Annotated in this window: 18 protein-coding genes; 10 read left to right on the forward strand and 8 right to left on the reverse strand. The window is 74.5% G+C overall.

Going from position 1 to position 24,601, the window contains the following annotated elements; all coding sequences use genetic code 11:
- Window positions 1-7 precede the first annotated feature (7 nt).
- The 4 genes from EDD39_RS19030 to pflA all read left to right on the forward strand — a co-directional run bounded on the left by EDD39_RS19030 (window position 8) and on the right by pflA (window position 7,694).
- The gene (locus tag EDD39_RS19030; protein ID WP_123560591.1) at window positions 8-1,588 is read left to right on the forward strand and encodes an MFS transporter; all 1,581 of its coding nucleotides are present in this window, start codon (window positions 8-10) and stop codon (window positions 1,586-1,588) included.
- Between the two features lie 245 nt (window positions 1,589-1,833).
- Entirely contained in the window at window positions 1,834-4,491 is a 2,658-nt protein-coding gene (adhE, locus tag EDD39_RS19035; protein ID WP_123557592.1) for a bifunctional acetaldehyde-CoA/alcohol dehydrogenase, read from the forward strand.
- A gap of 16 nt (window positions 4,492-4,507) precedes the next feature.
- On the forward strand, window positions 4,508-6,784 hold the full coding sequence (pflB, locus tag EDD39_RS19040; RefSeq protein ID WP_123557593.1) for a formate C-acetyltransferase: 2,277 nt from the start codon (window positions 4,508-4,510) through the stop codon (window positions 6,782-6,784).
- A gap of 61 nt (window positions 6,785-6,845) precedes the next feature.
- Window positions 6,846-7,694, forward strand: coding sequence for a pyruvate formate-lyase-activating protein (gene pflA, locus EDD39_RS19045; protein WP_123557596.1), 849 nt, complete (start codon window positions 6,846-6,848; stop codon window positions 7,692-7,694).
- 513 nt (window positions 7,695-8,207) lie between these two features.
- Here pflA and EDD39_RS19050 read toward each other — a convergent pair.
- Window positions 8,208-8,804, reverse strand: coding sequence for an O-methyltransferase (locus EDD39_RS19050; RefSeq protein ID WP_123557598.1), 597 nt, complete (start codon window positions 8,802-8,804; stop codon window positions 8,208-8,210).
- A 55-nt stretch (window positions 8,805-8,859) separates the two neighbouring features.
- Window positions 8,860-9,909, reverse strand: coding sequence for a hypothetical protein (locus EDD39_RS19055; protein WP_123557600.1), 1,050 nt, complete (start codon window positions 9,907-9,909; stop codon window positions 8,860-8,862).
- A gap of 251 nt (window positions 9,910-10,160) precedes the next feature.
- Between EDD39_RS19055 and EDD39_RS19060 the strand changes: the two genes are divergently transcribed.
- Window positions 10,161-11,207, forward strand: a complete 1,047-nt coding sequence (locus tag EDD39_RS19060; RefSeq protein WP_244256796.1) for a patatin-like phospholipase family protein — start codon at window positions 10,161-10,163, stop codon at window positions 11,205-11,207.
- A 97-nt stretch (window positions 11,208-11,304) separates the two neighbouring features.
- Here the strand turns inward: EDD39_RS19060 and EDD39_RS19065 are convergent, their stop codons facing one another.
- The gene (locus EDD39_RS19065) at window positions 11,305-11,835 is read right to left on the reverse strand and encodes a class I SAM-dependent methyltransferase (RefSeq protein ID WP_123557602.1); all 531 of its coding nucleotides are present in this window, start codon (window positions 11,833-11,835) and stop codon (window positions 11,305-11,307) included.
- Between the two features lie 271 nt (window positions 11,836-12,106).
- Window positions 12,107-13,747, reverse strand: a complete 1,641-nt coding sequence (locus EDD39_RS19070; RefSeq protein ID WP_148089471.1) for a WXG100-like domain-containing protein — start codon at window positions 13,745-13,747, stop codon at window positions 12,107-12,109.
- A 144-nt stretch (window positions 13,748-13,891) separates the two neighbouring features.
- Here EDD39_RS19070 and EDD39_RS19075 point away from each other — a divergent pair, with 144 nt between their 5' ends.
- On the forward strand, window positions 13,892-14,683 hold the full coding sequence (locus EDD39_RS19075) for a DUF6348 family protein (protein ID WP_148089472.1): 792 nt from the start codon (window positions 13,892-13,894) through the stop codon (window positions 14,681-14,683).
- Between the two features lie 27 nt (window positions 14,684-14,710).
- Here the strand turns inward: EDD39_RS19075 and EDD39_RS19080 are convergent, their stop codons facing one another.
- From EDD39_RS19080 to EDD39_RS19090, 3 genes are all read right to left on the reverse strand, one after another.
- Window positions 14,711-15,229 carry a nucleotide triphosphate diphosphatase NUDT15 gene (locus EDD39_RS19080; protein WP_162870058.1) on the reverse strand — a complete coding sequence of 173 codons (519 nt, stop codon included), beginning with the start codon at window positions 15,227-15,229 and terminating at the stop codon, window positions 14,711-14,713.
- Window positions 15,226-16,725, reverse strand: coding sequence for an SDR family NAD(P)-dependent oxidoreductase (locus EDD39_RS19085; protein ID WP_123557610.1), 1,500 nt, complete (start codon window positions 16,723-16,725; stop codon window positions 15,226-15,228). Before EDD39_RS19085 ends, EDD39_RS19080 begins: the two co-directional genes overlap by 4 nt.
- A 103-nt stretch (window positions 16,726-16,828) precedes the next feature.
- Window positions 16,829-17,770 (reverse strand): AEC family transporter, encoded by a 942-nt coding sequence (locus tag EDD39_RS19090; protein WP_123557613.1) that lies wholly within the window; start codon window positions 17,768-17,770, stop codon window positions 16,829-16,831.
- A gap of 659 nt (window positions 17,771-18,429) precedes the next feature.
- Between EDD39_RS19090 and EDD39_RS19095 the strand changes: the two genes are divergently transcribed.
- The 4 genes from EDD39_RS19095 to EDD39_RS19110 all read left to right on the forward strand — a co-directional run bounded on the left by EDD39_RS19095 (window position 18,430) and on the right by EDD39_RS19110 (window position 23,097).
- Window positions 18,430-19,215, forward strand: a complete 786-nt coding sequence (locus EDD39_RS19095; RefSeq protein WP_162870059.1) for a transglycosylase SLT domain-containing protein — start codon at window positions 18,430-18,432, stop codon at window positions 19,213-19,215.
- 257 nt (window positions 19,216-19,472) lie between these two features.
- Window positions 19,473-20,834 carry a VTT domain-containing protein gene (locus EDD39_RS19100; protein ID WP_244256797.1) on the forward strand — a complete coding sequence of 454 codons (1,362 nt, stop codon included), beginning with the start codon at window positions 19,473-19,475 and terminating at the stop codon, window positions 20,832-20,834.
- Window positions 20,825-21,469 (forward strand): response regulator transcription factor, encoded by a 645-nt coding sequence (locus EDD39_RS19105; protein WP_123557617.1) that lies wholly within the window; start codon window positions 20,825-20,827, stop codon window positions 21,467-21,469. Before EDD39_RS19100 ends, EDD39_RS19105 begins: the two co-directional genes overlap by 10 nt.
- Before the next feature lie 188 nt (window positions 21,470-21,657).
- Complete coding sequence (locus EDD39_RS19110) at window positions 21,658-23,097, forward strand: GuaB1 family IMP dehydrogenase-related protein (protein ID WP_123557619.1); 1,440 nt, start codon at window positions 21,658-21,660, stop codon at window positions 23,095-23,097.
- 29 nt (window positions 23,098-23,126) lie between these two features.
- On the opposite strand, the gene EDD39_RS39655 is transcribed toward EDD39_RS19110, so the two are convergent.
- Window positions 23,127-24,542, reverse strand: a complete 1,416-nt coding sequence (locus tag EDD39_RS39655; protein WP_162870060.1) for a hypothetical protein — start codon at window positions 24,540-24,542, stop codon at window positions 23,127-23,129.
- Between the last annotated feature and the right edge of the window lie 59 nt (window positions 24,543-24,601).

Genomic DNA, 24,601 nt, shown 5'->3' on the forward strand with positions numbered 1-24,601 from the left:
GGCAGTGGTGAACAAGTGGAAACCCCTGGCGGTCCTGGGCACCGCCCAGTTCCTGATGGTGCTGGACGCCTCGGTGATGAACGTGTCGATCAGCCGGCTCGTCGAGGACTTCGACACCGAGGTCACCACCATCCAGGCCGTCATCACCCTCTACACCCTGGTGATGGCGGCCTTCATGCTGACCGGCGGAAAGATCGGCGACATGTACGGCCGCCGCCGCGTCTTCGTGATCGGCCTGGTCGTCTACGGCGTCGGCTCCGGGCTGACCGCCCTCGCCCCCACCGTCGGCCTGCTCGCCCTCGGCTGGTCGGTGGTCGAGGGCCTCGGCGCCGCCCTGGTGCTGCCCGCCCTGGCCGCCCTGGTGGCCGGCTCCTACCAGGGGCGCGAACGGGCGGTCGCCTACGGCGTGGTCGGCGGCCTGGCCGGCGCGGGCATCGCGGTCGGGCCGCTGCTCGGCGGCTGGGTCACCACCTACCTGACCTGGCGGCTGGTGTTCGCGGGCGAGGTGGTGCTGGTCGTCGCGATCCTGCTGCTGATGCGCTGGATCCCCGCGCAGCCGACCCCCGCCGACCGGCCCCGGCTCGACGTCGCCGGCGCCGTGCTGTCCGCCACCGGCCTGGCCCTGGTGGTCCTGGCCGTGCTGCAGAGCGGCACCTGGGGCTGGATCGAACCCCGCAACCCGCCGTTCACCGTCCTCGGGTTCGCGCCCACCCTGTTCGCCGTCGCCCTCGGCGTCCTCGTGCTGTACGCCTTCTGCGCCCACGAGCGGCGCCGGGAGCGCCGCGGCGCGACCCCGCTGGTCTCGCTCGGCCTGTTCGGGAACCGGCCGCTGCGCGCCGGGCTGACCGCGCTGTTCAACCAGAACACCGTCCTGCTCGGCCTGTTCTTCGTCATCCCGCTCTACCTCCAGGTCGTCCAGGGCCTGAACGCCTTCGAGACCGGGCTGCGCCTGCTGCCGGTCTCCGTCACCATGCTCGCCGCCTCGATGAGCGGCTCGCTGCTGCTGCGCCTGGCCTCGCCCAGGGCGATCGTCCGGGCCGGCCTGCTGGTGCTGCTCGCCGCCACCCTGTGGCTGATCACCGCGATCCGGCCCGAACTGGCGGGCGGCTCGTTCGCCGGGGCGATGGCCCTGCTCGGCCTCGGCCTGGGCATGCTCGCCTCGCAGCTCGGCAACACCGTGCAGTCCAGCGTGCGCCCCGCCGAGCGCAGCGAGGCCGGCGGGCTGCAGTACACCGCGCAGAACCTCGGCTCCTCGCTCGGCACGGCACTGATCGGCGCGATCCTGATCGGCGCGCTCGCCACCTCCGTCACCACCCGGATCGAGGGCGATCCGCGGGTCAGCACGGCCGTCGCCCAGCAGGTCGGCACCCAGGTCGAGGCGGGCCTCTCCTTCGTCCCCGCCGACCAGCTCTCCGCGGCCCTCGCCGCCCACCCCGAGGTGCCGCCGCAGGAGGCCGCGGCCCTGGTCGGCCACTACCAGGACGCGCAGATCCAGGGCCTCAAGTCCGCCGTCCTGGTCTGCGCGGCGGTCGCCGGCGGCTCCCTGCTGTTCACCCGGCACCTCCCCGCCGACCGGCGCCGGGCCTGATTGCGGGCCGCGGTCACCGCGTCGCGGTCGTGCCGGCGGCCGGACGGCACGGGGCCGGTCCTGTTCCCGGCCGCCCGCGCGCGGGACGGGACCGGACGTCCGTGCGGGGCGGGACCTTCGGCCGGACGGGAGTACCCCATCCGGTGCCTCCCGGGGCGGGTCCGGGCGCGGAAGGCTGAGGGACGAGGGCGCGAGCGGTCCGCGCAGGCGCCCGATCCCGGACGACGATCCGAAAGGTGGTCAGCATGGCACGCCGCCCGCAGACCGACAGCGAACCGGCCCCCGCGAGCGCCCCGTCGACTCCGGCTCCCGCCGCCGCGGCCGTCGACGAGCTGGTCTCCCAGGCGCTCACCGCTCTGGAGGAGTACGCCTCCTTCACCCAGGAGCAGGTCGACCACATCGTCAAGAAGGCGTCGCTGGCGGCGCTGGCCCGGCACACCGGCCTGGCGGCCCTCGCGGTCGAGGAGACCGGCCGCGGCCTGTTCGAGGACAAGGCGGTCAAGAACGTCTTCGCCTGCGAGAACGTCACCCACGTGATGGGCCGGACGAAGACGGTGGGGGTGGTGCGCCGCGACGAGATCGACGGGATCGTGGAGATCGCCGAGCCGGTGGGCGTGGTCGCGGGCGTCACCCCGGTGACCAACCCGACCTCCACCACGATCTTCAAGGCGCTGCTCGCGCTCAAGACCCGCAACCCGATCGTCTTCGCCTTCCACCCGGCGGCGCAGCGCTGCTCGGCCGAGGCGGCCCGGACCGTGCGGGACGCGGCGGTCGCGGCGGGCGCCCCGGCGCACTGCGTGCAGTGGATCGAGCACCCGTCGACGGCGGCGACCGGCGCGCTGATGAACCACCCCGGCGTCGCCACGATCCTGGCCACCGGCGGCAACGCGATGGTCAGGGCCGCGTACTCGTGCGGGAAGCCCGCGCTGGGCGTGGGCGCGGGCAACGTGCCGGCGTACGTGGAGAGGAGCGCGGACGTCGAGCGCGCGGTGAACGACATCGTGCTGTCGAAGTCCTTCGACAACGGGATGATCTGCGCCTCCGAGCAGGCGGTGATCCTGGACGCGGAGATCCACGAGGCGGCGATCGCCGAGTTCCGCAAGCTGAAGGCGCACCTGGCGACGCCGGAGGAGAAGACCCTGCTGGAGCGGCACCTCTTCGGGGTCGGCGCGGGCACCGACTGCGCGGGCGCGCAGCTGAACGCCGACGTGGTCGGGCGGTCGGCGCCGGAGATCGCGCGGGCGGCGGGCTTCGCGGTGCCGGACGACACCTCGGTGATCCTGGCGGAGGTCGGCGGGGTCGGCGAGGCCGAGCCGCTGACCCGGGAGAAGCTCTGCCCGGTGCTGGCGGTGCTGCGGGCGGACGGCCGGGCCCAGGGCGTGGAACTAGCGCAGCGGATGGTGGAGTTCAACGGCCTGGGCCACTCGGCGGCGGTGCACACCGAGGACGCGGCGTTCGCCGAGGAGTTCGGCACGGCGGTCAAGGCCTGCCGGATCATCTGGAACGCGCCGAGCTCGCAGGGCGGCATCGGCGACGTCTACAACGCGTTCACGCCCTCGCTGACGCTGGGCTGCGGCAGTTACGGCCACAACTCGGTGTCGGGCAACGTCTCGGCGCTGAACCTGGTCAACATCAAGCGGATCGGGCGGCGCAACACCAACATGCAGTGGTTCAAGGTCCCGCCGAAGATCTACTTCGAGCGCCACTCGATCAAGTACCTGACCAGCATGCCGAACGCCCGCCGGATCGTGGTGGTCACGGACAAGACCATGGTGGAGATCGGCCACCTGGAGCGGATCCGCACCGTGCTGGACCGGCGCCGCGAGCCGGTCGAGGTCCGGGTCGTCGACGACGTCGAGCCGAACCCGAGCATCGACACGGTGCGCCGGGGCGCGGAGCTGATGCGCGCGTTCGAACCCGACACCATCGTGGCGCTGGGCGGCGGCTCGCCGATGGACGCCGCGAAGGTGATGTGGCTGATGTACGAGCACCCGGAGGTGGAGTTCGCGGACCTGAAGGAGAAGTTCTTCGACATCCGCAAGCGCGCCTTCACCTTCCCCGACCTGGGTGAGAAGGCCAAGCTGGTGTGCGTACCCACGACCTCGGGGACCGGCAGCGAGGTCACCCCGTTCGCGGTGATCACCGACACCGCCACCGGCCAGAAGTACCCGCTCGCCGACTACGCGCTCACCCCCAGCGTGGCGATCGTCGACCCGGCGCTCACCACCCGCCTGCCGAAGGACGTCACCGCCGACTCCGGCTTCGACGCGCTGACGCACTGCATCGAGACGTACGTGTCGGTGTACGCCAACGACTTCACCGACGGCCTGGCGCTGCAGGGCATCCGGCTGGTCTTCGCGCACCTGGAACGGGCCGTCACCGACGGGCCCGACGACCCGGTGGCCCGGGAGAAGATGCACAACGCCGGCACCATCGCGGGCATGGCGTTCGGCTCGGCCTTCCTGGGCGTGGTGCACGCCATGGCGCACACCCTGGGCGCGACCTTCCACGTGGCGCACGGGCGCACCAACGCGCTGCTGCTGCCGCACGTGATCCGCTACAACGGGTCGGCCCCGGCCAAGGTGACCAGCTGGCCGAAGTACCGCAGCTACGTCGCGCCGGAGCGCTACCGGCAGATCGCCCGGACGCTCGGGCTGCCCGCCGACACCCCCGAGCAGGGCGTGCAGTCGCTGGCCGCGGCGGTGGAGGAGCTGCGCGAGAAGGTCGGCATCCCGCGCTCGTTCAAGGACGCCGGGGTGGACGAGGCGGCCTTCCTGGCGGCGCTGCCGCAGCAGGCGATGAACGCCTACGAGGACCAGTGCGCGCCCGCCAACCCCCGGATGCCGATGCTCGCGGACATGCAGCAGCTGATGACCCGGGCCTACTACGGCGACCAGAGCTGAGACAGGGAGACCCGAGATGACCACCTCGCAGCAGCACCCCGCCACGTCCGCGCCGACCGGGGCCTGGGACGGCTTCAAGGGCGGCCTGTGGCGCGACGCGATCGACGTCCGCGACTTCGTCCAGCAGAACTACACCCCGTACGAGGGCGACGGATCCTTCCTGGCCGGCCCGACCGAGCGGACCACCGGGGTCTGGCGGAAGATCACCGCCCTGTTCCCGGAGGAGCGGGCCAGGGGCGTCCTGGACGTCTCGTACGACACCCCGTCGACCATCACGGCGCACGCCCCCGGCTGGATCGACCGGGAGAACGAGCTGATCGTCGGCCTGCAGACCGACGCCCCGCTGAAGCGGGCGATCATGCCCAACGGCGGCTGGCGGATGGTCGCGGGGGCGCTGGAGACCTACGGCTACCCGGTCGACCCGGAGCTGGAGAAGGTCTTCACGGTCCACCGCAAGACCCACAACGCGGGCGTCTTCGACGCCTACACCCCCGACATCCGGGCCGCCCGCAAGGCCGGCGTCGTCACCGGCCTGCCGGACGCCTACGGACGCGGCCGGATCATCGGCGACTACCGGCGGGTCGCGCTGTACGGCGTGGACCGGCTGATCGCCGCCAAGCGGGAGGAGAAGGCCTCGCTGGACGCCGCGCCCAGCGACCCGCGCGCGCTGGAGGACACCATCCGCGGGCGGGAGGAGCTCGCCGAGCAGATCCGCGCCCTGGAGGAGCTCAAGGCGATGGCCGCGAGCTACGGCCACGACGTCTCCGCCCCGGCGCGCACCGCCCGCCAGGCCGTCCAGTGGCTGTACTTCGCGTACCTGGCGGCAGTGAAGGAGCAGAACGGCGCGGCCATGTCGCTCGGCCGCACCTCGACCTTCCTGGACGTCTACCTCGAACGCGACCTGGCCGCCGGCCTGCTGACGGAGCAGCAGGCCCAGGAACTGGTCGACGACTTCGTCATCAAGCTGCGGATCGTCCGCTTCCTGCGCACCCCCGAGTACGACGAGCTGTTCTCCGGCGACCCGACCTGGGTCACCGAGTCGATCGGCGGCATCGGCACCGACGGCCGCCCGCTGGTCACCCGCACCTCGTTCCGCTACCTGCAGACCCTGTACAACCTGGGCCCGGCGCCGGAGCCCAACATGACGGTCTTCTGGTCGCCCCGGCTCCCCCGCGGCTTCAAGGAGTTCTGCGCGCGGGTGTCGATCGACACCTCCAGCATCCAGTACGAGTCGGACGAGCTGATGCGCCCGCGCTTCGGCGACGACACCGCCATCGCCTGCTGCGTCTCCGCGATGGAGGTCGGCAAGCAGATGCAGTTCTTCGGCGCCCGGGTCAACCTCGCCAAGACGCTGCTCTACGCGATCAACGGCGGCCGGGACGAGCGGTCCGGCGCCCAGGTCGGCCCGGCCACCGGCGCGCTCACCTCCGAGGTGCTGGACTACGACGAGGTGCTGGCCCGCCTCGACCGGCAGATGGAGTGGCTGGCCGAGACGTACGTCCACGCGCTGAACGTCATCCACTACATGCACGACAAGTACGCCTACGAGCGCCTGGAGATGGCCCTGCACGACCGCGCGGTGCGCCGCACCATGGCCTGCGGCATCGCCGGCCTGTCGGTCGCCGCGGACTCGCTCTCCGCGATCCGGTACGCGAAGGTCCGTCCGGTGCGCGACGCGTCCGGCCTCGCGGTCGACTACGAGGTCGAGGGCGCGTACCCGGCGTACGGCAACAACGACGACCGGGCCGACGAGCTCGCGGTGTGGCTGGTCGAGGAGTTCATGCGCAAGGTGCGCAAGCACCCGACCTACCGGGGCGCCGAGCACACCCAGTCGGTGCTGACCATCACCTCCAACGTGGTGTACGGCCGGAAGACCGGCTCCACTCCGGACGGCCGCCGGGCCGGCGAGCCGTTCTCGCCCGGCGCCAACCCGATGAACGGGCGCGACACCCACGGCTACGTGGCCAGCGCGATGTCGGTGGCCAAGCTCCCGTACGCGGCGGCCGAGGACGGCATCTCGCTGACCAACACCGTCACGCCCGACGCGCTGGGCCGCACCCCCGAGGAGCGGGTGCGCAACCTGGCGGGCGTGCTGGACGGGTACACCGCGGTCGGCGGGTTCCACATGAACGTCAACGTGCTGAACCGGGAGACCCTGCTCGACGCGATGGAACACCCCGAGAAGTACCCGCAGCTGACCATCCGGGTCAGCGGCTACGCGGTCAACTTCGTCCGGCTGACCAGAGAACAGCAGCTCGACGTCCTGGGCCGCACCTTCCACGGCTCGCTGTAGCCCGTCCGCGCGCGGCCGCCGGCCCACCGCCGGCGGCCGCGCCCCGACCGAGGAGCCCGCCATGGCCGCACCGTCCGGACCCGCCCTCCCGCACTGCCCGTCGCCCGCCCCCGCCCCGGCGCTGCCGGACGGAACGGCAGGCCGCGCCGTCACACCGGCCGGCGCCGCCACCCGGCGCCCGATCACCGGGGCCGTCCACTCCTGGGACCTCTCCACCGGCGTGGACGGACCCGGCACCCGCTTCGTCACCTTCCTGGCCGGCTGCCCGCTCGACTGCCTCTACTGCCACAATCCCGACACCAGACGGATGGGCAACGGCAGGCGCACCACGGCGGACGAGGTGGTCGGCGAGGCGTCGAAGTGCACCGCGTTCATCCGCGCCGCCGGCGGCGGCGCCACCATCAGCGGCGGTGAACCGCTGCTCCAGCCGGTGTTCGCCGGTGAACTGTTCCACCGCTTCAAGCACGAACTCGGCCTGCACACCGCCCTGGACACCTCCGGCTACCTGGGCCCGCGCACCAGCGACTCCCTGCTCGCCGACGTCGACCTCGTCCTGCTCGACATCAAGTCCTGGGACCGGGCCCTGTACCGGCGGCTCACCGGCCGCCCGCTGGAGCCCACCCTGGACTTCGCCCGCCGTCTCGCCGACCTCGGCAAGGACGTCTGGGTCCGCTTCGTCCTCGTCCCCGGCCTCACCGACCCGGCCGACAACGTCGACGGGGTGGCCGCGTTCGCCGCCTCGCTGGGAAACGTCTCCCGGGTCGACGTGCTGCCCTTCCACAAGCTCGGAGCGGCCAAGTGGGCCGCCCTCGGCCGCGAGTTCACCCTCGCGGACACGCCGGCCCCGACCCCCGGACAGATCGAGGCCGCCCGCGCGCGCTTCACCGCCCACGGGCTGCCCGCCGTATGACCACCCGGCACTCGGTGGCCGGCTTCGGTTCGTCGGCCTCGAGTGCGGCGACCCGGGCCTCCGACTGCCGGATGCGGTCGTCCGGATCGGCAGACGGGGTGGTCCTCAAGGTCGAGTACCAGGACGCCGGTCATCGGGAACCCGGAGACGCCGGAGCCGTCGAAGGTCCGCTCGTGCCGGCGGAGTGCAGAGGTGCTCGGGTCGAGTCGCCTCTCGACCGGGGGCCCATCCGCCGTTCTGCTCGGCCAGGACCGCGCCGATCGGCCGGATGACCCAGGAACGGTCCGGGAAGATCCCGCCGAGGCCGGGTGCTCCTCCAGCAGGGCGGCGAACGGCGGACTGTCAGGTGCGGCCGTCGTGCGGTGACTCCTTCAAGAGCTTGGTCGTCCTCGAAGAACCAGCCGGTGGCCGTCTTACGTTCTCAGGCGACACCCGCTGTCGCGACGAAACCCCGGTACGGGTGGAACCCGTACACCGCTTCCCCGGACGCAACCAGCGGGCGCCGGGGGAGGTTCAGGGGCGGCGGGTGGCCAGCAGGGTGGCGGAGTCCGGGGCGAGGCGGATCTCGGTGGTGAGCAGTGCCGGGTGGTCGTACCAGGCGGTGCGGCCGGTGTCGGGTGCGCCCTGGTACGTCGGCGGCCAGGTGGTGAGCGGGGTGAGGTCGTCGACCACCAGGGTGCCGCCGGGGGTGAGCAGTCGCTCGGGGTCGGCGGCCGCGGACTGCTTGCCGTTGCCGCCGCCGTCCAGGACCAGCAGGTCGAACGGACCGTGCCGGCCGATCAGCGTCCAGTCGCCGTGCAGGACCTCCAGGTCGGGCACGTCGGCGAACAACTCCCGTACCGCGGCTACGCGTTCGGGCTCCCGTTCGACGCTCACCACCCGGACGCCCGGCCGCCGTCCGGCGAGCAGCCAGGCCAGGCCGACGCCGCAGCCGGTGCCGGTCTCGCCGATCCGGCCGGACGCGCCCGCCGCGAGGGCCTGCAGCAGCCGTCCCTGCTCCGGGCGGCAGGACTGGGTGAAACCCAGCCGGGCGGCCAACTCGACGGCCCGGGCGACGGGTTCGGGGAGGGCGGTGGCGTCGGTGCAGGAGGCGGTCCCGAGGACTGACATGCCGTCACACTAGCGTGGCGCAGGGTGACGGCATGGGGGGGATGAGGCGTCAGTGTCAGCGTCGGCGGCGGGAGTAGGCCAGCGCGCCGACACCCAGGGCGCACAGGCCCAGCGCGGCGGCGGCCAGGCCCAGGGGGCGGCCGTCGGCGCCGGTGTCGGGCAGCGGGACCGGCGCCGGGGTCCGGGTCGGGGTCGGGGACGGCCGGGTGGGCGAAGGGGTGGGGGTCGGCGTCGAGGTCGGGGTGGGGGTCGGCGTCGGGGTGGGGCTCGCGGTGGGGGACGGGGACGGGGACGGGGTGGGCGAGGGGGACGGGCTGGGGCTGGGGCTGGTGTTGGGGCAGGTGACGTGGACCTCGCCGAGGCGGGCGTCGGTGACCGGGCCGGTGTACAGCTGCTCGCCCCGCAGGTTGGTGAAGGTGCCCGAGATGCTGACGTCCAGCCACGCCTCGGCGGTGTACTGGCGGCTCTGCGCGGCCGGGTCGGCGTGCTGGTCGACGGTGACGTCCAGGGTGGACGGGCCGATGGTGGCGGGCAGGCCGATGTCCGCGCCGGTGATCTGCAGCCGGGTGGTGCCGACGCCGACCCGGTGGCCGAGGACGGTCACCTCGTCGCCGTCGGTGTGGTTGTAGGCCAGCGCGTACGGGCCGACCGGCGGCGGCACGCACTCCGCGTACGAGTCCAGGGAGCCGACCGAGCCGGCCTCGACCGGGCGGTAGTGGATCAGCTCGGAGGAGTTGAACCACACCACCAGGTTGGTGAGTTGGGCCTGCGCGAAGTACTTGGACGGGCTGGTGGAGGTCTGCGTGGTCCGGGTGGCGATGCTGATCCGGGAGAGCATCCCGTCCGGGTCGGAGGAGAAGTCCGCGGTGTCGGTGTCGGGCACCGTGGTGGAGCGCGCGGTGCCGTACGCGCCGCGGTACGCCGACAGTCCGATCGCGGGGACGTCCTGGTTGGTGAGCTGCACCAGCGTCGCGCTCGCCAGGTCCCCCGGCGCGGCGGACGCGGAGCGGGCGGCGGGCAGCAGGGCCGCCGCCGCGAGGGCGCCGGTGGCGGCGAGGACGGCGGTGGCGGCGCGCAGCCGGGGCGCGCGGTTGATGAGGACCATCGACCACACATAGCAGGACGCAACCGGACGAATCGCACACGGCGCGCCCGTGGGCGTCCGCCGGTGGGGCGCGGCGCGGCCGGACGGCGCACCCGGGTCCGTGTGCGACACTTCTGGGCGTTCCGGACGCCGCCACCCCCGGCGGGGCGCCCGGGCGGACGCGGGACGGACGGGCGCGGGACGGACGGGCGTGCGGCGGACGTGCGGCGGAACCGGTGCCGGGGCGAGCGGGAGACACCGGAGGCGGCGGCGTGGAGCAGCAGGACGAGTACGGGGCGCCGGGGGCGCCGAGCGCGCCGGACGCGGCGAGTGCGCCCGGCGGCCGGGTCCTGGCGGCGCTCGCCGAGCGGCGGCGCACCGGCAGCCGTCCCGGCGGGCGCACCGACGGCCGGCGGATCGCGCTGGCCGTCGAGGGCGGCGGCATGCGCGGCATCATCTCCGGCGGCATGGCGCTGGCCCTCCACGAGGCCGGCCTCACCGGCGCGTTCGACGCCGTCTACGGCGCCTCCGCCGGGGCGCTGACCGGCGCCTGGCTGCTCAGCAGCGACCCCGGGCAGCTGGCCGGCTGGGCCGACGCCGAGTACGCCCGGGCGATGGTCCGCCCCGCCAACGTGCTGCGCGGCCGCCCCGTCGTCGACCTGCACCACCTGGTCGAGCACCTGTACGCGCACGTGGCCCGGATGGACTTCGACGCGATCCTCGCCAACCCCACCACCCTGCACCCGATCGCCACCCACACCGGCACCGGGGCCGCCACCGACCTGCACCCGCTGCTCACCGACCCGGCCCGGCTCCGCCTCGCGCTGCGCGCCAGCGCCGCCCTCCCACTGCTCGCCGGGCCGCCGGTCGCGCTCGACGGCAGCCACTACTACGACGCCGGGCTCGCCGAGTCCGTCCCGTTCCGCACCGCGCTCGCCCAGGGCGCCACGCACGTCCTGGTGCTGCGCTCGCGGGCCCCGCTCGCGGCGCCGGCGGCCGGAGCGGCGGCCGGAGCGGCGGCCGGGGCGGCGGCCGGGCCCTCGCGCGGATCCCGGATGGTGGCCCGGACGGTGCTGCGCCGCTACCCCGCGCCGCTGCGCGACTCCTACCTGGGGCGGGCCGAACGGCTGTTGGCCGACGAGGAGTTGCTCGGCCGGCACGACCTCGCCCCGGCCGCCGACGGTCCCGCCGTGCTCTCCGTCCGCCCCGGGCCGGACGCCCCGAAGGTCGGCCGGCTGGCCCGGGACCCGGCGCTGCTGCGGGCCGCGCTGGAGTCCGGGCGGGCGGCGATGGACGGGTTGCTCGCCCGGCTGCCCTGAGCGCCCGTTCCGCCTCCTCGGCGGCCCGGACCGGTCGGTTGCCGGGGTGGGGCGGGCGGTTGACCGGATCGCGGCCGGTTGCCCGGATCGCGGTGGGTCAGGGGAGTCCGGCCCGGCGGAGCAGGACGCCGCGGCTGCCCGGGGCGAGGGTCCGTTGGGCGGGGTGCGGGGCGGCGAGGTCGATCTCCTCGACCAGCAGCCAGCCCTGCTGCGCGGAGAGCCAGGGGCGCAGCCGCCTGTCGAGGGCGGACGGGGCCAGGGCGACGAACAGCAGGTCGGTGGGGAGGGCGTGCAGCAGTTCCAGGTCCTGGCCCGCGTGCAGGGTGTCGATCAGCAGTACCGCGCCGAAGCGGCGCCGGACGGGCGGCGGGGCGGCGAGGTCGGCCCCGCTCAGCCGGAGCCGGGCGCGGCCGCGCAGCCGGTCCCAGAGCCGGGCCCGCAGGGCGGGGTCCGGTTCGGCGGCGTGCACGGTGTATCCGGCCCGGAGCAGTCGGCCGGTCAACGCGCCCTCGCCGGCGCCGAGTTCGGCCAGTGCTCCGCTGCCCGGCGGGCGGTGCCGGGCGACCCAGGCGGCGGTGGCGTCCAGGCGTTCGGCTTCGTACTCGGAGGCCACCAGTGTCTCGGCCACGCTCACGTCCTGTCGCAGGGGTCCGAACGGCCGCGGACGCGAGCCGTTACGACCCTAGCCATCCGCTTCGTTCGTGGTCCATACCACCACGGCGAAAAGTTTACGGTTCACGGTCAATTCACGGACCGGGCCCGGCCGGAGCGGGCCGCGGCCGGGCCCGGAAACGGGACAGGGCCCCCGGAGTGGACTCCGGGGGCCCTGTCGGCGGCTGCGGGCGGTGCGGGGCCGACCGGTCGGCGGTCGGCGCGGCGGGCGGTCGGCGGGTGGGCGGTCAGTCCAACTCGTCGTCGACGCCGTCGAGGTCGAGCTCGAAGTCGTCGTCGTAGCGGTCGTCGCGCTCGGTCACCGGCTGGCGGTGCGGGGTGACCCGGCCCAGCTGGAGGGTGGAGTACATGCCGGCGGCGGCGGGGTCGCCGGCCACCACGCTGTCGGCGTTGACGGAGCTCTCCGGGTCCTGGTCGGCGGTGCGGCCGGTGCGGCGCTGGGAGGCGCCGCGGATGCCGGAGCCGCCGACCGGGCCGTAGCCGCCGTGGCCCATGCCCATTCCCATGCCCATCATGCCGCCCGGCGGGGTGGAGCGGCCGACCCCGTTGGTCGCGGTGCCGGGCGAGGAACCGCCGGAACCGGAGCCGACGGCCGAACTGCCGCTGCCCTCACCGGACTTCTGGGTCTCGATCCGGGTGCTGCTGCTGCCGCTGCGGCTGCCGAGGCTGCCGGCCGGCATCCCCAGGCGGGGGCCGACGGCGATGCCGCCCGGCGCGCCCGAGCCGCCCGGGGCGCCGCTGCCGGAACCGGAACCGGAGCCGGATCCGGAGCCCGAACCGGAGCCGCCGCCCGCGCCGCCGTGCCCGCCGGACAGCAGCGGTTCCTTGAGGCCGAGGGTGTTGATGCCGGCGCCGCCGCTGCGGCCGCCGCCGGAGAGGCCGGAGCCGACCGGGCCGAGCTTGGGCATCAGGCCGGCGAACGCGGCCAGCCCGGCGTCGCCGCCGCCCAGGCGCGGGCCGTTCAGCTGGGGGAGCGAGCCGGTGGGAGCCGGTGCGTTGGGGCTGAGCGGGTTGGCGGCGAACGAGGTGAGGCTGTTGAGCGCCGTGCGGTTGCTGTCCTCGTTCTCGTTCAGGTTGCCCGCCATCTTGTCCATCTTGTCGGCGGTGTCGCGGAACGAGGCGAGGATCCGCTTGAGGACCTCCTCGGCGATGGTCTGCAGCACCTTCTCGGCGACCTCGATGACGATCTTGCCGAACTTGTCGCCGGAGTCGCCCATCTTCAGGCTCTGCACGATCCGCTTGAAGTTGGTGCCGTGCGTCTCGATGTCGTCCGCGCCGCGGCGCAAGTCGGCCGCGCACTGGGCGAGTTGGGCCAGGTCGATGGAGAAGCCCTGCCCGTTGGAGTTGTTGGACGGGGTGGGCGCGATCTTCTGCGCGGCCTTCTCGATCATGGACTCGATCGGCCGGGCGATGGTCTGGGCGAGCTTGCCGACCGCCGCCTCCAGCAGCTGGTTCATGATCTCGCGGCCGATCCGCAGCACCGCCGCCGCGCTCCACGGCCCGGTGGACGAGGCCGCCGCCAGCTGGGCGGAGATGGAGAACAGCTGCGCGATCGACTGGGTCTTGACCACCTCGATCACCACGGCCGCGGCCCGCAGCACCTTGGACACCGTCTGGCAGATCTCGACGATCACCTTGGAGTACTTGGTGATGGTGCTCCACAGCTCGGCGAGCTTGTCCGCCGAACTGCCCTGGTAGACCTCGTGCAGCATGGTCAGTGCTTTGTCCGCCGTCATCTGGGCGTTGTCCAGTGCCCCGGCGAACTTCTCCAACTGGTCGGCCAGTTGGTTGAGCTCGTCCTCATTGGCCGCCGGGAAGCGCACGCCCAGCAGTCCGATGATGTGGTTGAGCCCCGATGGTAGTTCCACAGCCATTGCCGCCCCCAGCTGCTGCCCGCGGTAAGTCCCTGATCGCGCAGTGCGACGATACACATAGCGGACGACATCGACCACCTGACAGAGCGCCCCGTAGGCACATTGTGAGCGAATCCGTACAACGTTACGGTGTCCGCCATGGCATGGGGATCATGGTGGCGCGGCCGGTCCGGCACCGGCCCGGGCGCGCCCGGCAGGAGTGCGGAACAGCCGTCCGCGCAGGCGGTGTTGGATGCGGTGGCGGACGAACTTTCCGCGCTGCACGGCGAACGGTGGCGGGTCGAGGGGCCGGAGGTGCGCGGTCCGGGCGCGCTGGCGGTCCGGCCGGACTTTTCTCCGGACGGAGACCCGGACCGGTGGGACCTGGTGTTCCTGGCCGACCGGGACCGGCCGGAGACCGCCGTCCCGGACCGGGTGCCCCGGATCGACGGCGGCGACCAGGACCCGGTGCGCCGGGGCGTCGAGGTGTGGGCGTCCACCACCGGCGCCGCGCTGATCGAACTCGTCGCCCACAACGGCCGGTTCGCCGGCCACCTGGACCCGTCCGACCCGGACGGCCTGCCCGGCTGGCACGCCATCCACGGCGGCGTGGTCGGCTGGGGCACCGGCCGGCACTTCCACGACGTGCAGGACTGGCTGGTCCGCAACCCCGTGCTGCCCGCCCTCGCCCCCGCCCTGGGCGGGGACCTCGGCCGGGACCAACTCGTCGGCGTCCAGGTGCACTTCGGCAGCGGCGGGGCGGGACGGCGGGTGGCCGAGGTGCGGGTGCACGGCGAGCCGCACGCCGCCGCGTCCGCGGCGCTCGCCGCCCTGGACTGGCCGCAGGTCACCGAGGGCGAAGCCTACGTGCGGACCTTCGTCCTGCTGGTGCGCCGGGCCGGGGCCCGGCCCCCGGCGGACGTCCGGCTCCGGGCGGCCGGACGGCAGTAGCGGAGAGCCGAAAGGGCTGACGGGCCGTCAGGATCCCTGCGGGGGCGCCGGGTAGCGCCAGGTGCCGCCGGGGGCCCGGTAGTCCGGCAGCCAGGCCGCCAGGACCTGTGCGGACGGGTAGAACATCGGCTCGGGGAGCGCGTCCAGGGCGACGCGCTCCCAGCCGGCGCAGGCGTGCGGCTCGGTCACCAGCGCCCCGGCCAGGCTCGGCGGGGCCAGCACCGCCGCCGTCACCCGGGTGCGGCCCAGCTCGTGGTCGAGCAGCACCGCCAGCACCCGCATCTCCTCGGCGGGCAGCACGATGCCGGTCTCCTCGGCCAACTCCCGTGCGGCGGCCGCCTCGAAGGACTCGCCGGGGTGGTCGACCTTGCCGCCGGGCAGGCTCCAGGTCGGCGGCTCCCCGGCGGTGGTGCGCCGCCCGATCAGCACCCGCCCGTCCCCGGTCGGCACGATCACGCCCGCGCCGACCAGCGGCGGCAACGGGTGCGTCCCGAGCGGGGCCCGAGCGTCCTGGTGCAGAACGTCCTGGTGCCGCGCGTCCGTCACCACTTGCCCTTCTGGTAGTCCTTCAGGAAGCAACCGTACAGGTCCTCGCCCGACTCGCCCCGGACGATCGGGTCGTAGACCCGGGCCGCGCCGTCCACCAGGTCGAGCGGGGCGTGGAAACCCTCCTCGTGCAGGCGCATCTTCTCCGGGTGCGGGCGCTCGTCGGTGATCCAGCCGGTGTCCACCGCGGTCATCAGGATGCCGTCGGTCTCGAACATCTCCTGCGCGCTGGTGCGGGTCAGCATGTTCAGCGCGGCCTTGGCCATGTTGGTGTGCGGGTGGCCCGAGCCCTTGTAGCCGCGCTCGAAGACGCCCTCCATCGCCGACACGTTGACCACGTACTTGCGGCGCGCGGAGGACGCGGCCAGCGCCGGGCGCAGCTGCGAGATCAGGATGAACGGGGCGGTGGAGTTGCACAGTTGCACCTCCAGCAGCTCGATCGGGCCGACCTCGGAGACGGTCTGCACCCAGCTGTTGGTGTCCGCCAGGTCCGGCACCAGGCCGCCCGCGTCGATCGCCGTCCCGGCCGCGATCCGCTCCGGCGAGGCCGAACCCGTCACCAGGGCCAGCGAGGTGACCTCCTCGGCGCTCACCGACGGCTGCTCGCCGCGGTTCTGCCCCGGCAGCGCCGGCACGTCCACCGCGCCCGAGCCGAACCGGCCGATCACCGTGGAGGCGGGCAGCGCCCCGGCCGGCAGCGGCGCCGACTCGGCCGCCACCAGCTCCCGGTACGCCCCGGGGGAGCGGCGGACGGTCTGCGCCGCGTTGTTGATCAGGATGTCCAGCGGGCCGTCCGCGGCGACCTCGTCGGCCAGCGCCATCACCTGCGCCGGGTCGCGCAGGTCGATGCCGACGATCTTCAGGCGGTGGATCCACTCGGCGCTGTCCGGCATCGCGGTGAAGCGGCGGATCGCGTCGTTCGGGAAGCGGGTGGTGATCGTGGTGTGCGCGCCGTCGCGCAGCAGGCACAGCGCGATGTACATGCCGATCTTGGCGCGGCCGCCGGTCAGCAGCGCCCGCTTGCCGGTCAGGTCGGCCCGGGCGTGCCGGCGCGAGCGGTTCAGCGCCGCGCAGCTGCGGCACAGCTGGTGGTAGAACGCGTCCACCTCGACGTACCGCTGCTTGCAGGTGTAGCAGGAGCGCGGGCGCTCCAGGATGCCGGCCAGCTCGGTGGTGGTCTCGGTGCTCAGCCCGAACACGCCCGCCGTCTCGTCGTCGATCCGGCCCGCCGCGCCCGTCGCGGTCCGCGCCGTCACCGCGCGGTCGTTGGCGGTCTTGCGGGCCCGGGTCTCCTGGCGGCGGCGCTGCTTCAGGGTGCGGAAGAGACCGCCGACCGCCAGCCGGACCCGGATCGCGTCCGGGTGGTCGACGTGGATCCCGTCCAGCTCGGCGAGCACGCTCAGGCACAGCTCCAGGCGGTCGGGATCGATGCCCTTGCCGTAGTCGGTGTCGTCCTCGACCGGGGCGCTGCCCGGCCCGCTCTGCTGGTTCGTCACTGCCGATGCTTCCTCGATCGCCCCGTCCGTACCGCCGAACTCTACGGGAGCGGCCCCCGCCGGGGCGAAGCCTGTGACCTGCCGCACGTTCCCCGGGGGGCGCTCAACCGCCGCCCAGTGACCAGGCGATGACCGACAGCGTCAGCATCGACAGCACCGTCGACGCCAGCACCGCCGAGCGGGCCAGCACCGGCGCCGCCCCGTACAGCCGCGCGTACACGTACACGTTCTGCGCGGTCGGCAGCGCCGACATCAGCACCGCCGCCCGCAGCTGCGGCCCCCGCAGGTGCAGCAGCAGCGCGCCGACCGCCAGCGCGGCCAGCGGCTGCCCGACCGTCTTCACCAGCACCGCGACGCCCAGCTCGCCCCGGTCCGGGCGCTGCGCCGCCGTGCCCGGCGGGGTGTGCAGCGACAGCCCGAGGGTGACCAGCGCGGTCGGGACGGCCGCCGCGCCCAGCAGGTCCGCCGAGTGCGCCAGCGGCCCCGGCAGGTGCCAGCCCTCGGCGGAGAACAGCGCGCCCAGACCGGCGCCGAGGATCACCGGGTTGCGCAGCGGCAGCATCGCCAGCCGCCGCAGCCGGGCGGCCGAGCTGGGCGGGGCGGTGCCGGTGGACGCGTCCAGCACGGTCAGCAGCACCGGTGTGACCAGCAGCACCTGGAACAGCAGCACCGGCGCCGCGAACGAGGCGCTGCCGAGCACCTGCGCCGCGACCGGGATGCCGAGGTTGCCGGAGTTCACGTAGCCCGCCGCCATCACCGCCACCGTCCGCTCGGTGGTGCTGCGCTCGGCCCGCAGCCCGGCCGCCAGGCCCAGCACCGACGCGACCAGCGTCCCGGCGGCGAACGCCAGCACCCAGCGGTCGGCGAAGGACGCCAGGTCGGTGCGCGCCACCACGGTGAACAGCGCGGCCGGCATCGAGACGTGGAACACGAACCGGCCGAGCACCGCCTCGGCGTCCGCCCCCAGCAGCCCCGTCCGCCCGGCCAGCCACCCGACCGCCGTCAGTGCCCAGATCGGCGCGAACGCCGAGACCAATGCCTCCACCCTGACCTCCCGCCGCAGTCAACCAGTCCCGGGCCGGCCCCGGGACCGGCGGGCGGGGGTGACGGGACGTGAGCCCGGTCACTGCCGGGGCGCTTCCGGTGGCCGGACGGCTGCGCTGGGTGGCCGGGGGGAGAGCGGCGTCACAGGGCGGGGCGGTGGCCGCGGTCACACCGCGGCCGGGGTCCGGGCCGGGGGCGGGGAGGCGCACAGGCCGTGCCAGGACTGGGCTCGGACCCAAAACGCCGGTGTCCGGGGGAGGTTGGGGGCGGCTGTGGCCTTCTTCACAGCCGGGCCGGAATACCGGGGTCCCGGAGCGGTGAACTCCCTTGGGGCGCAAGGGAAGCCGGGATGTGAAGGAGTTGTGCAGGGCCCATTTCGGGATGTTTGCCGCGTGGTTGGGGCTCCGGCAGTCTCGTGGTTGTGCCCCGAGCCGATCCCAGTGCTCACGGGGCTCCATGACGCAGCGAACCGCGAGACCAGCGCGGCGCGGCGTCCCCGGTGAGCAGGAGCCGCCGGGCCGGCCGTCCCGGGCCGAGGACCCCGCAACGAGCGGGGACCCCGCACGTCCACCCGGGCCCGGCGTGACCTGGAACCGACTCTCGGAGGTACCCGACATGCGACGTATCAAGCACAACCTCGGCCGATTGCCCCAGGTGCGGATGGGACACCACCGCATGCCCGACGCCGTCCTCGGCCTCGGACTGGCCGGCGCCATCGCCGTGGGCACCCTGCTGCCCGTCTCCCAGGCGTTCGCCAACCCCTCGTCCCACCGCACCGACGCCGCCGCGGTCACCACCGCGGACACCGCTGCCACCCAGGACGCGAACCGCGACGGCGGCCAGACCGCCTCCCGCAGCGAGACCCGCGAGCCGGTCCAGCAGCAGAGCCAGGCCCCCGCGGACCAGGCCGCCGCCGACCGGGCTGCGGCGGAGAAGGCCGCGGCGGACCAGGCCGCTGCCGAGAAGGCCGCCGCCGACCAGGCCGCGGCGGACAAGGCCGCGGCGGACAAGGCCGCCGCCGACCAGGCCGCGGCGGAGAAGGCCGCTGCCGACCAGGCCGCCGCCCAGCAGGCCGCCGCCCCCGCGAAGAAGACCTACGCGAACAACCTGGACGGCTGGATCGAGGAGGCCCGCGACGTGCTGGCCGCCAACGGCAAGCACGTGCCGTCCGCGCGGGCGATGCACGCCGCGGCGATCGCCGAGTCCGGCGGCAACCCGAACGCCCAGAACAACTGGGACTCGAACGCCAAGAAGGGCACCCCGTCGATCGGCCTGACCCAGGTGATCATGCCGACCTTCAAGGTGTACGCGCTGCCCGGCCACACGGACATCCGCAACCCCGTGGACAACCTGATCGCCAGCTCGCAGTACTGCGACGCCCGCTACGGCAACATGGACAACATGGCCGCCGCCCGCGGCTACGGCGCCCACTGGCGCGGCTACTAGGAACCGCCCGCCACGCGGAACCGCCTTCTCGGCCCCCTCGGTGCAACCGCACCGCAGGGGGCCGCGGCGCGTTCGGGGGAGGAAGTAAAGGGGAGAGGGAGGGGGAAGGGCCGCGGTGCACCCGGAGAAGGGGCGGGGTGCGGAAAACCGCAGTCGGGTCGGGTGGGAAACCGCGTACCGGGCGTGAGCAGGGCTTTCCAGCGTGAGGGGCGCACCCGGGCAGGGGGCTCGGGTGGCTTCACGACGAGGAGGGCATCGTGCTGCTGCTGGAAACCGCGGCTCCTGCCGCCGGGCAGGCGCCGACCGAGGGGCTCGCGGGGTGGGCGGCCGGGTTGGTGGAGACGTTCGGGGGGCCGGGGGCGGGGTTGGCCGTCGCGCTGGAGAACCTCTTTCCGCCGCTGCCCAGTGAGGTGATCCTGCCGTTGACGGGTTTCGCGGCCGGGCGCGGCACGCTCGGCCTGCCCGCGGCGCTCGGCTGGACCACGGCCGGTTCGGTGGCGGGGGTGCTCGCGCTCTACCTGCCGGGTGCGTTCTTCGGGCGGGAGCGGATGCACGCGCTGTGGGCCCGGTTGCCGCTGGTGCGGCCCGCGGACCTGGAGCGGACCGAGGCGTGGTTCGCCCGGCACGGGACCAAGGCGGTGCTGTTGGGCCGGATGGTGCCGGTCTTCCGCAGTCCGGTCTCGGTCCCGGCCGGGGTGGAGCGGATGCCGCTGCCGCGGTTCACCGGGCTCACCGCCGTCGGCAGCCTGACCTGGAACGGGATGCTGATCACCGCCGGACACCTGCTCGGCGACCGCTGGGACGCGGTCGAGCAGTACGTCGGGCTGCTGGCGCTCGAGGCGGTGCGCGGCTCGCTCGGCTGGGCCGACCTGGCCGGGCAGGTGCTGCTCGGCGGGGTGCTGCTGTTCCTGGCCGTCCAGGGCCTGGTCTCGCTGGCCGCGCTGGAGGCCCGGCTGGGCCGGGACTGCTTCGGCCCGTCCGAGGCCGAACTGCTTCGCCTGCGGGTCGCCGAACTCGCCGACAGCCGCGCCGCGGTCCTGCGCGCGGTGGACGCCGAGCGCCGCCGGATCGAACGCGACCTGCACGACGGCGTCCAGCAGCGCCTGGTCGCGCTGCGCCTGCTGCTGGCCCGGGCCGGCCGCGGCACCGACCCGGGGCGCACCGCGGAGCTGCTCGCCCAGGCCCACCGGGAGTCCGGCGAACTGCTCACCGAACTGCGCGAGGTCGCCTGGCGGGTGCACCCCTCCGCGCTCGACACCCTCGGCCTGGACGAGGCGCTGGCCGGTCTGGCCGCCCGCACCGCGCTGCCGCTGCGGATCCGCTGCGCGCTGCCCGGCCCGCTGCCGCAGGCGGTTCGCACCGCGGCGTACTTCGTGGTCAGCGAGTGCGTGACCAACGCCGCCAAGCACTCCGGCGCGGCCGCCGTGGAGGTCCGGGTCGAGGCGGTCGGGGCGCGGCTGACCGTGGAGGTCGGCGACGACGGCGCCGGCGGCGCCGACCCGGACGGCGGCGGCCTGGCCGGGCTGCGGGCCCGGGTCGCCGCGCTCGACGGCACCCTGCGCGTCCACAGCCCCCGCGGGGGCCCCACCCTCGTCACCGCGGAGCTGCCGTGCGCGTGATCGTCGCCGAGGACTCCACCCTGCTGCGCGAGGGCCTGGTCCGGCTGCTCGCCGAGGAGGGCCACCGGGTGGTCGCCGCCGTCGGCGACGCGGAGGCGCTGCTCGCCGCGGTCGCCGCCGACCCGCCGGACGTGGTGGTGGCGGACATCCGGATGCCGCCCACCCACACCGACGAGGGCGTCCGGGCGGCGGTACGGATCCGCGCCGAGCATCCGCGGGTGGGGGTGCTGGTGCTCTCCCAGCACGTCGAACGCGGTTACGCCGCCCAGCTGTTGGCCGCGGGCGCGGAGCGGGTCGGCTACCTGCTCAAGGACCGGGTCGCGGAGGTCGACGAGTTCCTGGACGCGTTGGAACGGGTCGGCGGGGGTGGTACCGTCATCGACCCCGAGGTGGTCCGCCGCCTGGTCGGCCGCGCCGAGCCCGCCGACCCGTCGGCCCGGCTCACCCCGCGCGAGCGCGAGGTGCTGGAGGCCCTCGCCGAGGGGCTCACCAACACCGCGATCGCGGCCCGGCTGCACCTCTCGCTCAGCGCCGTCGAGAAGTACCTGGGCACCCTCTTCGACAAGCTTGACCTCCCGCGGACCGGCGGCTACAGCCGCCGGGTGCTGGCGGTGCTGCGCCACCTGGGGGCGTGACGGCCGGCCGGGGCCCTTGGAGGTTCCTCCAGGTGCTGGGCGGAATCGGTGCCGCCCGGTTGTGGTGATCTTCAGGATTCGGGCGTGGGCTGGCTCCGGGCGGGGGATTGAACGAGAATCGAACGTTGGGTGTGCGCGGCTCGGCTGCGTCGCGCCGTAACGTTTCTTCCCAGCCAGAGAGCCCCTTCATGCGCTTCCTGAACGACCTCAAGCCCGCGTACGACCTCACGTACGACGACGTCTTCATGGTCCCCAGCCGGTCCGCGGTGGGCTCCCGGCAGGGTGTCGATCTCTCCTCCAACGACGGGACGGGGACCACCGTCCCGCTGGTGGTGGCGAACATGACCGCGATCGCCGGGCGCCGGATGGCCGAGACGGTGGCCCGCCGCGGCGGGCTGGTGGCGATCCCGCAGGACATCCCGATCGAGGTCGTCTCCGAGGTGATCGGCTGGGTCAAGCAGCGGCACCTGGTGCACGACACCGCGCTGACCCTCGCCCCCGGCGACACCGTCGCCGACGCGCTCTCGCTGCTGCCCAAGCGCGCGCACGGCGCGCTGGTCGTGGTCGAGGGCGGCAAGCCTGTCGGCGTGGTCACCGAGGGCGACTGCCAGGGCGTGGACCGGTTCACCAGCCTGTCCGAGGTGATGTCCCGCGACCTGCTGCTGCTGGACGAGGGCATCGACCCGCGCACCGCCTTCGACCGCCTCAACGAGGCGCACCGCAAGCTCGCCCCCGTGGTCGCCGCCGACGGCACCCTGGTCGGCCTCCTGACCCGGAAGAACGCGCTGCGCGCCACCCTCTACACCCCCGCGGTGGACGCCGCGGGCCGGCTGCGGATCGCCGCCACCGTCGGCATCAACGGCGACGTGGCCGGCCGGGCCAAGGCGCTGCTGGAGGCCGGGGCGGACGTGCTGGTGGTGGACACCGCGCACGGCCACCAGGAGTCGATGATCAGCGCGCTGCGCGCGGTGCGCGGCCTCGACCCGCAGGTGCCGATCGTCGCGGGCAACGTGGTCTCCGCCGACGGCGTGCGCGACCTGGTCGAGGCGGGCGCCGACATCCTCAAGGTCGGTGTCGGCCCCGGCGCCATGTGCACCACCCGGATGATGACCGGCGTCGGCCGCCCGCAGTTCTCCGCCGTCCTGGAGTGCGCCGCCGAGGCCCGCCGCCTGGGCAAGCACGTCTGGGCGGACGGCGGCGTGCGCCACCCGCGCGACGTGGCGATGGCGCTGGCCGCCGGCGCCTCCAACGTGATGGTCGGCTCCTGGTTCGCGGGCACCCTGGAGTCGCCCGGCGACCTGCAGACCACCGCCGACGGCCGCCAGTACAAGGAGAGCTTCGGCATGGCCTCGGCCCGCGCCGTGCGCAACCGCACCTCCGACGAGTCGGCCTACGACCGGGCCCGCAAGGGCCTGTTCGAGGAGGGCATCTCCACCTCCCGGATGTTCATCGACCCGGCCCGCCCCGGCGTCGAGGACCTGATCGACTCGATCGTCGCGGGCGTCCGCTCCTCCTGCACCTACGCGGGCGCGGCCAGCCTGGAGGAGTTCCACGACAAGGCGATCGTGGGCATCCAGAGCGCGGCCGGCTACGCCGAGGGCAAGCCGCTGCACTCCAGCTGGGTCTGATCCCGGCCCCGCCCCCCGTCCGGTGCCGGTCAGCGCACCGGCGGGGGCTGCCGGGCGACCGTGACGGTGCTGACCGCGGCCCCGTCGGCGCAGTGGACGTGGACCCAGCCCTGCTCGAACTCCCGCAGGTCGTCGTGCTCGCCGCAGCGGTCGGGCCGCTCGAACGGGACGTCCGCGCGGGCGGGTCCGGCCGGCATGCCGTCGACGAAGGACGCGAAGCGCTCGGACCGGTGGCCCCGGTCGCCGATCACGACCCCGTCGACCAGGCCGCGGCGCAGCACCAGCCGCACCCCCGGCAGGGCGCGCACCAGCTCGACCAGCGGGTGCGGCTCCGGGCGGCCCAGCACGTCGAGGAAGAGCGTGAACTCGCCGGACCGCCACCGGTGCGGGTGGTGCGCGACGCCGACCCCGCGCAGCACCGCCGTCACCGTGCCCGGCGCCGCGCCCGGGTGCGCCGAGTCGAACTCGGAGCCGTACCCGACCAGCAGGTCACGGGTGCCGTAGCGGTGCAGGTCGGTGCCCCGGACGGTGGCCGACGGGGCGCCGAGGGCGCGGTGGACGTCCGCGCGGGCGCCGGGGAGCAGGCCGGCCGCGGGCAGTCGGACGCTCAGCACCCGGCCGTCCCCGACCTGGACCTCCGGGCCGGCGGCGAACGCGAGCAGCCGCCGGGACCGGCCGGACGAGGACGCCCAGCGGCGGTGCGCGCCGCCGGCCAGGCGGGCCGCCTCCCGGAAGGCCGGGCCGCCCTCCGGCTCGCCGAGCACGGCGAGGAACGCGCGGACCGGCCCGGTCGGCAGCGGCTGCGGGGCCGGGCGCTCCAGGGCGATCGTGGCCAGGCCGCCGTCGACGTACCCCAGCCGGACCCGGTCGCCCTCGACGGCGTGCACGTCGCCGCCCTCCTCGACCGGCTCGCCCAGCACCGCCCGGGCCCGCGCCCGGTCGCTGCCCGGGCCCAGACCGCCGATCAGCGCGGCGGGCCGCGGGTAGGCGCCCTCGCCGGTCAGCCGGAACACCGCGCGGTCCGTCCCGGCGGCCAGCAGCCGGGCGACCGCGGCCTGCGGGCCGTCCGCCGGTTCGTCCAACGCGTCGACGTGCCACCAGAGTTCGCCCTCGAAGCGGGGCGGCAGCATCCGGGCCCGGGCCGGGAACCAGCGCTCCGGGCGCCAGGACCCGCCGCCCGGGTGGAACAGCAGCAGTTCGTCGTGCCCGCCCCGCCAGCACTCGCCCTCGAACGACCCCAGCCCCTCACCGGCCAGCGCCGCCGCGTACTGCCGCTGCGTCAACGCGAACAACGCGTCCGCGGAACCGTGCCCCACCTGCTGGTCCACCCCGACCCAGGCCCGGCCCGACACCGCCTCGACACCGGTGCTCGGCTGCCGGACGACCTGGACGAAACCCCGGCCGTCCGGCTCGCGGCGCCCGTCGCCCTGCTTGCGCTTCGCCATGGCTGTTCCGTCCCGTGCTGTGCCGTGCTGTGCCGTGCGGTGGTTCCCCGGCGTTCGGG

It is taken from the genome of Kitasatospora cineracea (genome assembly GCF_003751605.1).
Classification (GTDB): domain Bacteria; phylum Actinomycetota; class Actinomycetes; order Streptomycetales; family Streptomycetaceae; genus Kitasatospora; species Kitasatospora cineracea.